We start from the raw sequence: 12,822 nt of genomic DNA, 5'->3' as shown, positions 1-12,822 counted from the left end.
CGGCCCAGCGGCTACGCCCCGAAGGAAGTCCCCTTGGGGGACGATTTCTTCACAACCTTTAAGTTTTGCAAATCGCCCCGGGAGCCGTGCTTCCGGGGGTATCACCCAGACTTGGGAACGGGATGGCAAATGAATTTTGATGGAACAGTGCCAAGCGGCACCATGAACGCGGCGGACGAAATCATCGGCCGGCCGCTCAAGCAGGGGCTGGGCGCGCAGACCGCAATTCTGTGCGCCGAGCGGGCCATGAGCTATTTCGAACTCGACGCCGAGGTCAATCGCTGCGGCAATGCGCTGCGTGCGCATGGGGTGGAGCGCGGCGACCGCGTGCTGTTCCTCATGGACGACTCGCCGGAACTGGTGGCGGCCTACCTCGGCACCATGCGCATCGGCGCCATCGCCGTCGCACTCAATGTGCGGCTGGCCGCGCGCGACCTGCTCTTCATCATCCAGCACAGCGAATGCCGGGTGATTTGTGTCGATGCGCATTTTCTCGATCTGTACCAGAGCGCGGCGGAAACGCTGGAGCAGCCGCCGCTCGTGGTGGTGGTCGGCGGTGCGGCTCCGGCACCCTGCCTGGGCTATGCCGCCATCGTCGCCGGCCAGTCGGCCCGCCTGGAATCGGCGCCCATGAGCCCCGAGGATGTCGGCTTCTGGCTCTACTCCTCGGGCACCACGGGCAAGCCCAAGGCGGTCATGCATCCGCAGCGCAGCGTGCTGGTCGCCGACTGCCTGGCACGAGAATGCCTCGGCGTCGGGCCGGGCGACCGCGTGTTCACCACCTCGAAAATATTCTTCGGCTTCGCCCTCGGCCATTCGCTGATGGGCGGCCTGCAGAACGGCGCAACCGTGATCCTGTCGCCGGCCTGGCCGGAGCCCAAGCTGATCATCGACACCGTCGAGCGCCACCGGCCGACGGTGCTGTTCAGCACCCCGGTCATGTACCGCAACCTGCTGCGCGAAGGCGCGCCGGCCAATCCGGCCTTTCGCGCCATTCGCCATTTCGTCGCCGCCGGCGAGAAGCTGCCGGAGACGCTCTATGACGACTGGCTGGAACTGTGCGGCCAGCCGATCCTCGACGGCGTCGGCGCCTCGGAAACGGTTTCCCTGTTCCTGCTCAACCAGCCCGGCGATTCGCGCGCCGGTTCTTCGGGCAAGCCTGTCTCCTGGGCCGAGATTCGCCTCGTCGGCGAGGACGGCGAAGACATCGCCACACCCGGCCAGCCCGGCCAGATCGCCATTCGCGCCGCCTGCCAGTTCGTCGGCTACTGGAAGCAACCCGATCTCACGGCGCGCGCCTTGCGCGACGGCTGGTATTTCCCCGGCGACATGTTCGAGTTCGATGCCGAAGGGCGCTGGTGCCACCTCGGGCGTTCCGACGACATGCTCAAGGTCTCCGGCCAGTGGGTCAGCCCGGCCGAGATCGAGGCCTGCGCGCTGACCGTGCCCGACGTGCAGGACGCCTCGGTGGTGGGCTTTCCCAATGAAGACGGGCTGACGCGCATCGCCCTCTTCGTCGTGCCGCGCAATCCCGAAACCGATCAGGCGGCCATCACCGAAGCGCTGCTGCAGACCTTCAAGTCCACGCTGTCGATCTACAAGTGCCCGCGCACCGTCCGCTTCGTCGACGAACTGCCGCGCACGGCGACGGGCAAGACGCAGCGTTTTCGCTTGCGCGAAATGCTCAAGCAGACGTCATGAGTGAAATAAAGTCGGCGCTGGCGGGACGCCACGCCGTGGTCACCGGCGGCGGCCGCGGCATCGGCGCCGCCATTGCGCGGGCGCTGGCCGGGCAGGGCGCGCGGATCACGCTGATGGGCCGCAGCGCGGCGACGCTGGAGCAGGAAGCCGGGCTGCTGCGCGAACTGACCGAGGTGCATTGCGTGACGGTAGACGTCGCCGATGCGGAATCCGTCAGCGCCGCCTTCGCCAGTGCCGTGGCGGCCCTGGGGCCGGTCGCGATCCTGATCAACAACGCCGGGCAGGCGGCCAGCGCGCCCTTCATGCGCACCGATCCGGCGCTGTGGAACCAGATGCTGGCGGTCAACCTGACCGGCACCTATCTCGGCATCCGCGCCGCGCTGCCGGGCATGCTCGAACAGGGCTGGGGCCGCATCGTCAACATCGCCAGCACGGCCTCGCTCAAGGGCTATGCCTACGTCACCGCCTACTGCGCGGCCAAGCATGCGGTGCTGGGCCTGACGCGGGCGCTGGCGCTGGAACTGGCGAAAAAGCCGGTCACCGTCAATGCCGTCTGCCCCGGCTATACCGAAACCGACATCGTGCGCGATACCCTGGCCAACATCCAGGCCAAGACCGGCCGCAGCGCCGCCGAGGCCACGGCCGAACTGGTCAAGCACAATCCGCAGGGCCGCCTGGTGCAGCCCGAAGAAGTCGCCAGTGCCGTGCTCTGGCTGTGCCAGCCGGAATCGGCCGCCGTCACCGGGCAGGCGATTTCGGTCTCCGGCGGCGAAACCATGTAAGTGCCAACAAGGAAAAACCATGAGCGACAAGAGCTATCTCGACTGGCCATTTTTCGATGACCGCCACCGCCAGCTGCAGGCCGACCTGGAGCGCTGGGCCAGCGCCAACATCAGCGACGATCACCACGGCGACACCGACGCCGCCTGCCGCGACTTCGTCAAGCGGCTCGGCGCCGCCGGCTGGTTGCGCTATGCGGTGGGCGGCAGCGCCCACGGCGGCCAGTACGACGTCATCGACACGCGCGCCATCTGCCTGCTGCGCGAAACCCTGGCGCGGCACTCGGGCCTGGCCGACTTCGCCTTTGCCATGCAGGGCCTGGGCTCGGGCGCGATCACGCTGCACGGCACGGCCGCGCAAAAGCAACGCTACCTGACCCGGGTCGCCGCCGGCGAGGCGATTGCCGCCTTCGCCCTGTCGGAGCCAGGTTCCGGTTCGGACGTCGCGGCAATGAGTTGCGCGGCGCGCGCCGAGGGTGACGAGTACGTGCTCGACGGCGAGAAGACCTGGATTTCCAACGGCGGCATCGCCGATTTCTATGTCCTCTTCGCCCGCAGCGGCGAGGCGCCGGGTTCCCGCGGCCTGTCGGCCTTCATCGTCGATGCCGCGACGCCGGGGCTGGAGATTGCCGAGCGCATCAACGTCATCGCCCCGCATCCACTGGCGCGGCTGCGTTTCACCAATTGCCGGATTCCGAAGAGCGCCATGCTCGGCGCGCCCGGCCAGGGCTTCAAGGTGGCGATGCAGACCCTGGACATTTTCCGCACCTCGGTGGCGGCCGCCGCCCTGGGCTTCGCCCGCCATGCGCTGGACGAGGCACTGCGCCGCGCCACGACGCGGCCGATGTTCAACCAGATGCTGGCCGACTTCCAGATCACCCAGACCAAGCTGGCGCAAATGGCCACCGGCGTCGATGTCTCGGCGCTGCTGACCTACCGTGCGGCCTGGCTGCGCGACCAGGGCCAGAACGTCACGCGCGAAGCGGCGATGGCGAAAATGACGGCGACCGAAACGGCGCAGCAGGTGATCGACGCCGCGCTGCAGATCTGGGGCGGCCTCGGCGTCGTCAGCGAGCATCCGGTGGAAAGGCTCTACCGCGAAATCCGCGCCCTGCGCATCTACGAAGGCGCAACCGAAGTCCAGCAACTCATCATCGCGCGCCAGACCCTGTCGGCTTACGAACAGGATCTGCGCACCTAGCACGCAGACATGTCGAAACCGATGGATGTAGGAGCGAGCTTGCTCGCGATAACGGCTTATCGCGAGCAAGCTCGCTCCTACAGGCAATGCGTCATTTCCTTATTGACTGACTACCAGCGCATTGCGGCCAGCCTCCGGCTGCGGCAATAGTTGACGCTGGCGAGACGGTGGCGAGACGGTGGCGGCGCCCTGACCGCCGCTTTTGCCGCAGTGCAGCTAATGCGCCGCGTCATGACATGTCCGGTGAAGCGGCCTATAAGGAAGACGCATCGCGGCCGCGATGGCGCAACCGGGAGAGCGAACATGACTTGGACCGAATTGCATCACAAGGCGCAGGAACTTGGCTTCGAACTGGCATGCCGTACGCGCACCGCCGAAAGCGGCGGCTACCTTCCGGAATTGTCGTCGCCGCCGGCCAACGACCGTGGGTGGCTTTGCGTCGGCAGCTATGGCCAGGAGGCGGGCCTGTGGGCGCAAGGCTTGACGCCGCAGGCACGTGCGCTGCCGGTGCACCGCGTCGCGGCGATCATATCGGGCTGCAGCGAACACGTCGGAACCCTGGGCGATTACGACGACGAGTTCCAGGCCGCGATGGCGCCGCTGCTGGCCGCGGCGAGCCATCCGGAACACGGCCTGGCGCCGGCCTGAAGCGGAGCGGCGCGACGCCGGTCGCCGTGCCGCCAACGCCAACTTTTATCACCCTACAAAAAGCATTTGATCCGCAGATTTCGCAGATTAGCGCAGATGGATCAGGGCGCTGCCTGGCCAAGCCATATCACTTGGCGGGTGAGCCGTGGGTGCAGGCCACCCCGTTGTTCTCTCTGCGTAATCTGCGTCATCTGCGGATTGAACTGAGGTATTTATCACCTGACGAAGCGGGTTCCCGGCGGGAATTCGAGGTCGAAGCTTTCCTGCAGCACGCGCAGCAATTCCTCGTCGTCGGCCAGCGTGCGGCTTTCGAGTTTGACACCGGCGCCGCGATCCTCGACCAGCTTGCGGTTGCGCAGGATCATGCGCTTCTGCGGGCCCGGTAGCTGCACCGTCAGCGTCTGCACGAAGCGCGAGTTGGGGTGGGTCGACAGGTAGTGGTTGACGACTTCATAGTCGACGATCTGCTGCGGCTCCAGGGTGAAGGCATAGAGGTCGTGCCAGGCCTTGTCGCGGCTCGATTGCAGGACCCAGGTCGGGCCGGCTTCCTCGATCACGCGGTAGCTCCAGGCGTAATGCCGCACCTCGGCGCCGACGACGAAGGGCACCGGCAGCAGCAGGCCTTCGCCGCCGAAGCCGACGTCGGCCAGCCAGCGCTCGCCCTCGGCCTCGACCAGCAGCAGCATGTGGGTACGCGGCAGCACGGCCGTGGTGCCGTAACGCACGCGCGCCGCGAGTTGCGTGACGCCGAAGCCGAAGGCGCGCAGCACCGCCGCGAACAGCAGGTTGTGCTCGAAGCAATAGCCGCCGCGGCGGCGGCCGACCAGCTTGTCCTGGATGCCGGGCAGGTCGAGCGCGATCGGCAGGCCGCGCAGGATGTCGAGGTTCTCGAAGGGAATCCGCGTCGCGTGCGCCAGGTGCAGGGCGGCCAGCGCGGCGTGCGTCGGCGCGATGTCTCCGGCATAGTCGGTGCGCTGCAGATAGGCCGTCAGGTCGAGTTCAGGGATGTCGGTCAATCGCGTGTTCCTGGAAAAAGCGCGCCCGCCGGCCCGCGCCAACGGCCTGTGTCCACATGGCTCGCAGGGTCATCGCATAACTTTTTTTGAATAGCTGCTAGAGCCATTATTGCATGGAGCAATCGGCGCATCCGGCGTAAGGTTGGCCCTCGAATTTTCCTACGAGGACGGCGATGGAGGTTTCCTTCGGCAAGGAGGTGCGCCAGTTGCGCCTGGGCGGCGGCGAGACTTTGCACGGCGAAGGAATCCTGGCCATCACCAAGGCGCTGCTGCAGTCGGGCGTGGCCTATGTCGGCGGCTACCAGGGCGCGCCGGTGTCGCATCTGCTCGACGTCATGGTGCAGGCCGCGGACTACATGGCCGAGCTCGGCGTGCATGTCGAGGCCTGTTCCAATGAAGCCTCCGCCGCCGCCATGCTCGGCGCCTCGATCCACTATCCGCTGCGTGGCGCCGTGACCTGGAAGTCGGTGGTCGGCACCAATGTCGCCGCCGATGCGCTGTCCAACCTGGCTTCGCCCGGCGTCATGGGCGGCGCGCTGATCATCGTCGGCGAGGATTACGGCGAGGGCGCCAGCGTGATCCAGGAACGCAGCCATGCCTTCGCCATGAAGTCGTCCCTGCTGCTGCTCGACCCGCGACCGCAACTGCCGAACATGGTGCGCATGGTCGAACAGGGCTTCGCGCTTTCGGAGGCCTGCAACACGCCAGCCATCCTGCAGTTGCGGGTGCGCGCCTGCCATGTGCGCGGCAGCTTCGAATGCCGCGACAACGTGCCGCCCGCGGTCTCGCGCAAGGCGCTGCTGGCCGAGCCGGCGCGCTTCGATTACGAAAAGCTGGCGCATCCGCCGGCCACCTTCCGCCAGGAAAAGTTGAAGACCGAGCAGCGCCTGCCGGCGGCGCGGCGCTACATCGTCGAGCAGGGGCTGAACGAAATCTTCGCCGGCCGCCGCTCAGTTGCGTCGGATGATGTAGGCATCATCGTCCAGGGCGGCCTGCACAACACCCTGGTGCGCGCGCTGCAGCAGTTCGATCTGGCCGACGCCTTCGGCGCTGCCGAGTTCCCGATCCTCGCGCTCAACGTCACGTATCCGCTGGTGCCCGAGCAGATCGCCGATTTCTGCCGCGGCAAGCGCGCCGTGCTGGTGGTCGAGGAAGGCCAGCCCGAGTACATCGAACAGGAGATCGCCACGACCCTGCGCCGCCAGGACCTGGGCACTGCGATCCACGGCAAGGACCTGCTGCAGATGGCCGGCGAATACACGGTCGAAGTCGTCGCCGCGGGCCTCGTGAAATTCCTCGCGCGTCACGCCGCCGATCTGCCGCTGGCCGCCGCGCAGGACTGGCTGACGGCGAACGCCGCGCGCCGCCAGGCGGTGGCCGCGCAGCTCGCCGCGCCGCTGCCGCCGCGGCCGCCGCAGTTTTGCACCGGCTGCCCGGAGCGGCCGGTGTTTTCCGCCTTGAAGCTGGCGCAGGCCAACGTCGGCCCGGTGCATGTCGCGGCCGACATCGGCTGCCATTCCTTCGCCACCTTCGAGCCCTTCGGCTTCGGCCATACCATCCTCGGCTACGGCATGAGCCTGGCCAGCCGCGCCGGCGTCTCACCGATGCTCGGGCGGCGTGCGCTGGCGGTGATGGGCGACGGCGGCTTCTGGCACAACGGCCTGCTCACCGGCGTCGAGTCGGCGCTGTTCAACAAGACGGATGCCGTGCTGCTGATCATGAAGAACGGCTACACGGCCGCCACCGGCACCCAGGAAATCATTTCCACGCCCGACGAGGAGCAGAAGGCGGGCGCGCCCGACAAGCGCCTGAGCCTGGTCGACCGCAACCAGACCATCGAGCGCACGCTGACGGGCCTTGGCGTGACGTGGCTGCGCACGGTGCCCAGCTACGAGGTGGACGCGATGCGCCGCACCCTGGAGGAGGCCTTCACCACCGATGCCGGCGGGCTCAAGGTGATCGTCGCCGAAGGCGAGTGCCAGCTCGAACGCCAGCGCCGCGTCAAGCCCTGGCTGGCCTCGCTGCTCAAGGCCGGCCAGCGCGTGGTGCGCGTCAAATACGGCGTCGACGACGACGTCTGCTCGGGCGACCATTCCTGCATCCGCCTGTCGGGCTGCCCGACGCTGACGCTGAAGGACAGCGATGACCCATTGAAGGTCGACCCGGTCGCGACGGTCATCGAGGGTTGTGTCGGCTGCGGCCTGTGCGGCGAAAACGCGCATGCCGCGACCCTGTGTCCATCGTTCTACCGCGTCGAGGTGGTGCAGAACCCGGGCTTCGGCGAACGCCTGCTCGCGGCCGTGCGCCGCGGCGTGATCGACTGGATGCAACCGGCATGAATCGGCGACAGCCGATCACGATCCTGATCGCCGCGCTCGGCGGCGAAGGCGGCGGCGTGCTGGCCGAATGGCTGGTCGAAATCGCCACGCGCGCCGGCCACCCGGCGCAGGCCACCTCTATTCCCGGCGTGGCGCAGCGCACGGGGGCCACCACCTATTACGTCGAAATCCATCCGCAGACCCGTGTCGAACTCGGCGGCCGCACACCCGTGCTGAGCCTGGCGCCGGTGCCGGGCTGCGTGGACCTGATGGTCGCCTCCGAGCTGCTCGAAGCGGTGCGCGCGATCCAGAACGGCTTCGTCTCGCCCGAGCGCACCGCGTTGCTGGCATCTTCACAGCGCACCCTGACCACCTTCGAGAAGCTGGCGCCGGGCGACGGCCGCTTCGACAGCGAGCGCCTGCTGCAGGTCGCCGCCGCCAACAGCCGGCAACTGGCGACTTTTGATGTGGCCGCCGCCGCGCGCGAGGCCGGCACGGTGCCCAGCGCCGTGCTCTGCGGCGCCATTGCCGGCAGCGGCGTACTGCCCTTCGCCCGCGCCGCCTTCGAGGATGTAATCCGTACCTCGGGGCGTGGCGTCGAGGCCAGCCTGCGCGGTTTCGCGCTGGGTTTCGAACGCTGCACGGCGGCAGTCTCTGTAGGGCCGACTTCAGTAGGCCAGGGGGTGGATGGCGTTGTAGAGGTGGATGGCGGACTGAAGTCCGCCCTACAGCACCCCGACCTCATCGCCCAGGGCCATGCGCGCGTCGTCGAATTTCAGGACGCGGCCTACGGCGAGCTGTATCGCCAACGCGTCGAGCGCCTGCGCGCCGCCGAGCAGTTGGCCGATCCGCAGGGACGGCACGGCGCCGAACTGGCGCGCGAAGGCGCCCGCTTCCTGGCGCTGTGGATGGCCTTCGACGATGTCATCCGCGTCGCCGACCTGAAGAGCCGTGCCAGCCGCTTCGCCCGCGTGCGCGCCGAGGCCGGCGCCGCGGCGGGCGATCTGCTGCGCATCGCCGATCACTTCAAGCCTGGCGTGACGGAACTGGCCGGGCTGCTGCCGCCGTCAACAGGACGGCGCCTGCTGGCCTGGGAAAGCCGGCGCCGGCGGGCGGGCAAGGCGCCGCTGGGCATCGCCTTGAAACTGCGCGCCGACAGCATTTCCGGTTTTCTCGCGCTGCGCCTGCTGGCCGGCCTGCGCCCGCTGCGCCGCCGCGGCCAGCGCTACGCCGAGGAGCAGGCGCTGATCGAGCGCTGGCTGGCCGCGGTGGAACAAGCCGCGGCGCGCGACTGGCAGGCCGGCTTCGAACTGGCGCTCTGCGCGCGGCTGGTCAAGGGTTACGGCGCGACCAACGAACGCGCCAAGGACAACCTGCGCCACATCGTCGAGCACCTGGCGCACAAGGATGCCGCCGACATCGGCCGGGCGCGCACCGCGGCGCTGGCCGACGAAGCCGGCAGCGGCCTCGACCAGGTGCTGCTGCAGACCGGCGCGCCGCAGCGCGCCGTCAAGCCGGTGCCGGTGCGCTGGTTCAAACGCCAGGCAAGCAGGCCGTGAACGACAATACGGCGAAACCGGGGCGTAAGCATATGCAGCGCCTGCGCATCGCGTTTTCGGATTGCGATCCGGCGCAGATCGTGTTCTTCGCCAACTATTTCAGGTGGTTCGATATTGCCAGCCGCGAGTTCTTCACCGCCTGCGGCGTGCCGAGCTGGCGCGAGATGGAACGCGAACGCGGCATCATCGGCACGCCGCTGCTCGACGCGCAGGCGAAGTTCCTCAATTCCGCCACCTATGGCGAGGACATCGAGATCGAGACGTTCGTCGAGAGCTGGAACACTCGCAGCTTCGTCATGCGCCATGTCGCGCGGCGCGGCGACACGGTGCTGGCCGAGGGACGCGAGGTGCGCATCTTCGCCATCCGCGATCCCGACGATGCGCTGCGCATCAAGCCGATCCCGATTCCCGAGGACATCAAGACGCTCTGCTGCTGACATCCGCCCGATTCCCGGGCAGGAATCAAGGCAGCCGGTTGCTCCCCGGATTCCGCCGAGATTGAAATCCCGCGCAATGAGGCCGAAGATGAGGCCTGGCGGGAGGATCGAATAATGCGAATCGGATTTTTCGGGGCGGCCGGCGAGGTGACCGGCTCATGCACGCTGGTCGAAACCGGCGAGTGCCGGTTCCTGGTCGATTGCGGCATGTTTCAGGGAGGACGCGAGGCGCGGACGAAAAACCTCAATGCGCTGAAATTCGGCTTCGACGTTCGCGCCATCGATTTCGTATTGCTGACGCATGCCCATATCGACCATTCCGGCCTCTTGCCCCTGCTGTCGGTGCTCGGCTATCGCGGCCCGGTCTATGCCACGCCGGCGACGATCGACCTGCTCCAGGTGCTGCTGCGCGACAGCGCGCACATCCAGGAGAAGGAGTCCGAGTGGCAACTGCGCCATCGGCGGCGCCGTGGCCAGAGCGGCAGCATGCAGCCACCGCTCTACACCGTGGCGCAAGCCGAGGCGGCGCTCAAGCTGCTGCGTCCGGCGCCCTACCGCGAGCCGGTTCGCCCGGCCGAGAAGATATCGGTCAGCTTCCACGACGCCGGCCATATTCTCGGTTCCGCCTGGCTCGACGTGACGCTCGCCGATGCCGGCAAGCCGCGCCGGCTGGTGTTTTCCGGCGACCTCGGGATGCGCGACCGGCCGGTGCTGCACGATCCCGAAAAGGTCGCCGACGGAGCCGATGTGCTGCTGATCGAATCGACCTACGGCGACCGCCTGCACCGTCCCTTCAGCGAAACCGAGGACGAACTGGTGGCGGCCTTCGAGCGCACGCGCCATACCCGGGGCAACCTGATCATCCCCGCCTTCGCCGTCGGCCGCACCCAGGAGATCATCTACATCTTGGCCGACCTGGTGCGTCGCGAGCGTCTTGCGCCGCTCAAGATCTACATCGATTCACCGATGGCCACGGCCGCCACGCACATCACGCTGCAGCATCCGGCCCTGGTCGACAGCCATACCCACGAACTGATCGACTGGATGCAGCAGCATCCGGGGAAAATCAAACTGGAGTTTGTCGCCGATGTCGACCAGTCGCGCGCGCTGAACGAGGTTCGCAGCGGCGCGGTGATCATCTCGGCCAGCGGCATGTGCGATGCCGGCCGCATCAAGTACCACCTGCGCGAAAACCTGCCGCGCAGCGAATGCAGCATCCTGATCACCGGCTTCCAGGCGGCGGGAACGCTCGGCCGCAGGCTGGTCGACGGCGCCCGCCTGGTCCGTATCTTCGGCAAGGCCATCCCGGTCAGGGCCCGAATCCATACGGTGGGCGGCCTGTCGGCCCATGCCGATCGAACCGGATTGCTCGACTGGCTGCGCGGTTTCCGCACGCCGCCGAAGCATGCCTACGTCGTGCACGGCGAGGCCGCCGCCTCCGCGGTGTTCGCCCAGGCCATCCAGGATGAGCTGGGCTGGCCCAGGCCGCACCTGCCCCAGCTCGGCGAGCGGATCGACCTGTAGGAAATGCGCGCGACGCGGTGAGCAGGTCAGATATCCGTGATGGCACCGACGAAATGCTGCGCAGCACCAAGGCCGCCTATATAGTGTTTTGGAAAAAAGTGGTTGACAGCCATCAAGCATTCTTGCTAATTTGCTGCCAAGAACTGACGGATCGCCGTCTGAAACAAATACATCCTCGTTTGCCGCCAATGATGCCGGCAGTATGAGGTGGCTAAGAAAGCCCAAAGCAGCGCTTGCGCTGCTTTGGGCTTTTTTTGTTTCGTCAGTCCCAAGGTTTGGGCTTTGACGTCGCATAAATCTGAGGCGTGACAGCCCAAAGAAATCCGCTCGATGTGAGGGGAATGCCCGGGGCAGGGAGTAGTTGGTCGTTCTGTATTTGATTTGTTTATGTGGTGGCGGGCCAAAAACGAGTATTTCCACAACCTAGCAAGGAGAAATCAATGAGCAAAATCAGTCGGCGTCGCTTCATGCAGATTAGCGGTAGTTTGGTGGCTGCAGGTGCAATCCCTGGCGCCGGTCTTTTGACCAAAAGCAGTTTTGCTGCCGAACCGATCAAGCTCGGTTTGCTGCATTCACTTACAGGCACCATCGCCATTGCCGAGGCAGCACTGGTCGAAGCCGAGAAAATGGCAATTGACGAAATCAATGCCGCCGGGGGCGTCCTTGGACGGATGATTGACCCCGTCGTGGCAGACGGCGCCAGCGATTGGCCGACATTCGCCGAGAAAACCAAACAGCTCTTGCAACGCGACAAGGTGGCGGCCATCGTGGGCTGTTACACCTCGGCTTCCCGCAAGGCCGTTCTGCCGGTCCTCAAGCAGTCCAAGGGGCTGCTCTACTACCCAACCTACTACGAGGGCCAGGAAGAGGACAAGCAGGTCATCTACACTTCGCAAGAGGCGACCCAATCGGTAATTTCCGCAATCGAGTGGATGGCCAAGCAGCAGGGCAAGACATTCTTCCTGGTCGGTTCCGACTACATCTACCCGCGCACCTGCAACAAGATTGCCAAGCCCACCGTTGCACGGCTCGGCGGCAAGGTGGTCGGCGAAGAGTATGCGCCCCTCGGGCACACGGAGTTCTCCTCCATCATCAACAAGATCAAGGCGGCCAAGCCGGACTGGATCTACAGCACCGTAGTCGGCGGCAGCAATGTGGCGTTCTACAAGCAGTTGAAAGCCGCCGGCCTCGATGGCGGCAAACAGAAACTGCTGTCCACGGTCGTCTCGGAAAACGAGATCGACGGCATCGGCAAGGAAAATGCCGTCGGCTATTACGCCTGCATGGGGTACTTCCAGAGCATCAAGAGCCCGGAAAACGAAAAATTCGTCAAGGCCATCAAGGCCAAGTATGGCCAGGATCGCGTCGTCGGCGATCCAATGGAATGCGCCTACAACTCGGTTTACTTGTGGAAGATGGCAGTCGAGAAGGCGAAGTCGTTCGACGTGGACAAGGTTGTGGCTGCTTCCAGCGGGATTCAATTCAATGCGCCGGAAGGCAAGGTCGCGATTCACAAGACCAATCACCATGTCTCGAAGAAGATTCGCATCGGCCGCGCCCGAACCGATGGGCAGTTCGATATCGTGTTTGAGTCGGGTGTGATCGAGCCGAACCCATTCCCCAAGCTCTGAGCGCGGAG

The 12,822-nt window shown here is 66.1% G+C and carries 10 protein-coding genes; 9 read left to right on the top strand and 1 reads right to left on the bottom strand.

Going from position 1 to position 12,822, the window contains the following annotated elements; all coding sequences use genetic code 11:
• Positions 1-129: 129 nt before the first annotated feature.
• The 4 genes from RMO95_RS06865 to RMO95_RS06850 all read left to right on the top strand — a co-directional run bounded on the left by RMO95_RS06865 (position 130) and on the right by RMO95_RS06850 (position 4,329).
• Positions 130-1,701 (top strand): benzoate-CoA ligase family protein, encoded by a 1,572-nt coding sequence (locus RMO95_RS06865; protein WP_310449860.1) that lies wholly within the window; start codon positions 130-132, stop codon positions 1,699-1,701.
• On the top strand, positions 1,698-2,483 hold the full coding sequence (locus RMO95_RS06860; RefSeq protein ID WP_310449859.1) for an SDR family NAD(P)-dependent oxidoreductase: 786 nt from the start codon (positions 1,698-1,700) through the stop codon (positions 2,481-2,483). Before RMO95_RS06865 ends, RMO95_RS06860 begins: the two co-directional genes overlap by 4 nt.
• Before the next feature lie 19 nt (positions 2,484-2,502).
• On the top strand, positions 2,503-3,681 hold the full coding sequence (locus tag RMO95_RS06855; protein WP_310449858.1) for an acyl-CoA dehydrogenase family protein: 1,179 nt from the start codon (positions 2,503-2,505) through the stop codon (positions 3,679-3,681).
• Positions 3,682-3,984: 303 nt separating this feature from the next.
• The gene (locus tag RMO95_RS06850) at positions 3,985-4,329 is read left to right on the top strand and encodes a hypothetical protein (protein WP_310449857.1); all 345 of its coding nucleotides are present in this window, start codon (positions 3,985-3,987) and stop codon (positions 4,327-4,329) included.
• 215 nt (positions 4,330-4,544) lie between these two features.
• On the opposite strand, the gene RMO95_RS06845 is transcribed toward RMO95_RS06850, so the two are convergent.
• Positions 4,545-5,345: an arylamine N-acetyltransferase gene (locus RMO95_RS06845; RefSeq protein ID WP_310449856.1), complete on the bottom strand. Its 801-nt coding sequence runs from the start codon at positions 5,343-5,345 to the stop codon at positions 4,545-4,547.
• 173 nt (positions 5,346-5,518) lie between these two features.
• Between RMO95_RS06845 and RMO95_RS06840 the strand changes: the two genes are divergently transcribed.
• The 5 genes from RMO95_RS06840 (at position 5,519) to urtA (ending at position 12,814) form a co-directional block, all read left to right on the top strand.
• Positions 5,519-7,684: an indolepyruvate ferredoxin oxidoreductase subunit alpha gene (locus RMO95_RS06840; RefSeq protein WP_310449855.1), complete on the top strand. Its 2,166-nt coding sequence runs from the start codon at positions 5,519-5,521 to the stop codon at positions 7,682-7,684.
• Positions 7,681-9,222 carry an indolepyruvate oxidoreductase subunit beta family protein gene (locus RMO95_RS06835; protein ID WP_310449854.1) on the top strand — a complete coding sequence of 514 codons (1,542 nt, stop codon included), beginning with the start codon at positions 7,681-7,683 and terminating at the stop codon, positions 9,220-9,222. Before RMO95_RS06840 ends, RMO95_RS06835 begins: the two co-directional genes overlap by 4 nt.
• On the top strand, positions 9,219-9,659 hold the full coding sequence (locus RMO95_RS06830; RefSeq protein WP_310449853.1) for an acyl-CoA thioesterase: 441 nt from the start codon (positions 9,219-9,221) through the stop codon (positions 9,657-9,659). The genes RMO95_RS06835 and RMO95_RS06830 overlap by 4 nt, the downstream gene beginning before the upstream one ends.
• 114 nt (positions 9,660-9,773) lie before the next feature.
• A complete protein-coding gene (locus RMO95_RS06825; RefSeq protein WP_310449852.1) occupies positions 9,774-11,183 on the top strand; it encodes an MBL fold metallo-hydrolase in 1,410 nt (469 codons plus the stop codon).
• Between the two features lie 440 nt (positions 11,184-11,623).
• On the top strand, positions 11,624-12,814 hold the full coding sequence (gene urtA / locus RMO95_RS06820) for an urea ABC transporter substrate-binding protein (RefSeq protein WP_310449851.1): 1,191 nt from the start codon (positions 11,624-11,626) through the stop codon (positions 12,812-12,814).
• Positions 12,815-12,822: the final 8 nt, after the last annotated feature.

Source organism: Sulfuritalea sp. (assembly GCF_031426875.1).
In the GTDB taxonomy this organism is placed as follows: Bacteria; Pseudomonadota; Gammaproteobacteria; order Burkholderiales; family Rhodocyclaceae; genus Sulfuritalea.
Note: the sequence above shows the minus strand (reverse complement) of the source record. Positions and strands in the feature narration are given on the sequence as shown.

Bases quoted from the DNA above. Each gene is read 5' to 3' on its own strand.
- RMO95_RS06865 (WP_310449860.1), top strand. From the start codon at position 130: ATGAATTTTGATGGAACAGTGCCAAGCGGCACCATGAACGCGGCGGAC.
- RMO95_RS06860 (WP_310449859.1), top strand. From the start codon at position 1,698: ATGAGTGAAATAAAGTCGGCGCTGGCGGGACGCCACGCCGTGGTCACC.
- RMO95_RS06855 (WP_310449858.1), top strand. From the start codon at position 2,503: ATGAGCGACAAGAGCTATCTCGACTGGCCATTTTTCGATGACCGCCAC.
- RMO95_RS06850 (WP_310449857.1), top strand. From the start codon at position 3,985: ATGACTTGGACCGAATTGCATCACAAGGCGCAGGAACTTGGCTTCGAA.
- RMO95_RS06840 (WP_310449855.1), top strand. From the start codon at position 5,519: ATGGAGGTTTCCTTCGGCAAGGAGGTGCGCCAGTTGCGCCTGGGCGGC.
- RMO95_RS06835 (WP_310449854.1), top strand. From the start codon at position 7,681: ATGAATCGGCGACAGCCGATCACGATCCTGATCGCCGCGCTCGGCGGC.
- RMO95_RS06825 (WP_310449852.1), top strand. From the start codon at position 9,774: ATGCGAATCGGATTTTTCGGGGCGGCCGGCGAGGTGACCGGCTCATGC.
- urtA (WP_310449851.1), top strand. From the start codon at position 11,624: ATGAGCAAAATCAGTCGGCGTCGCTTCATGCAGATTAGCGGTAGTTTG.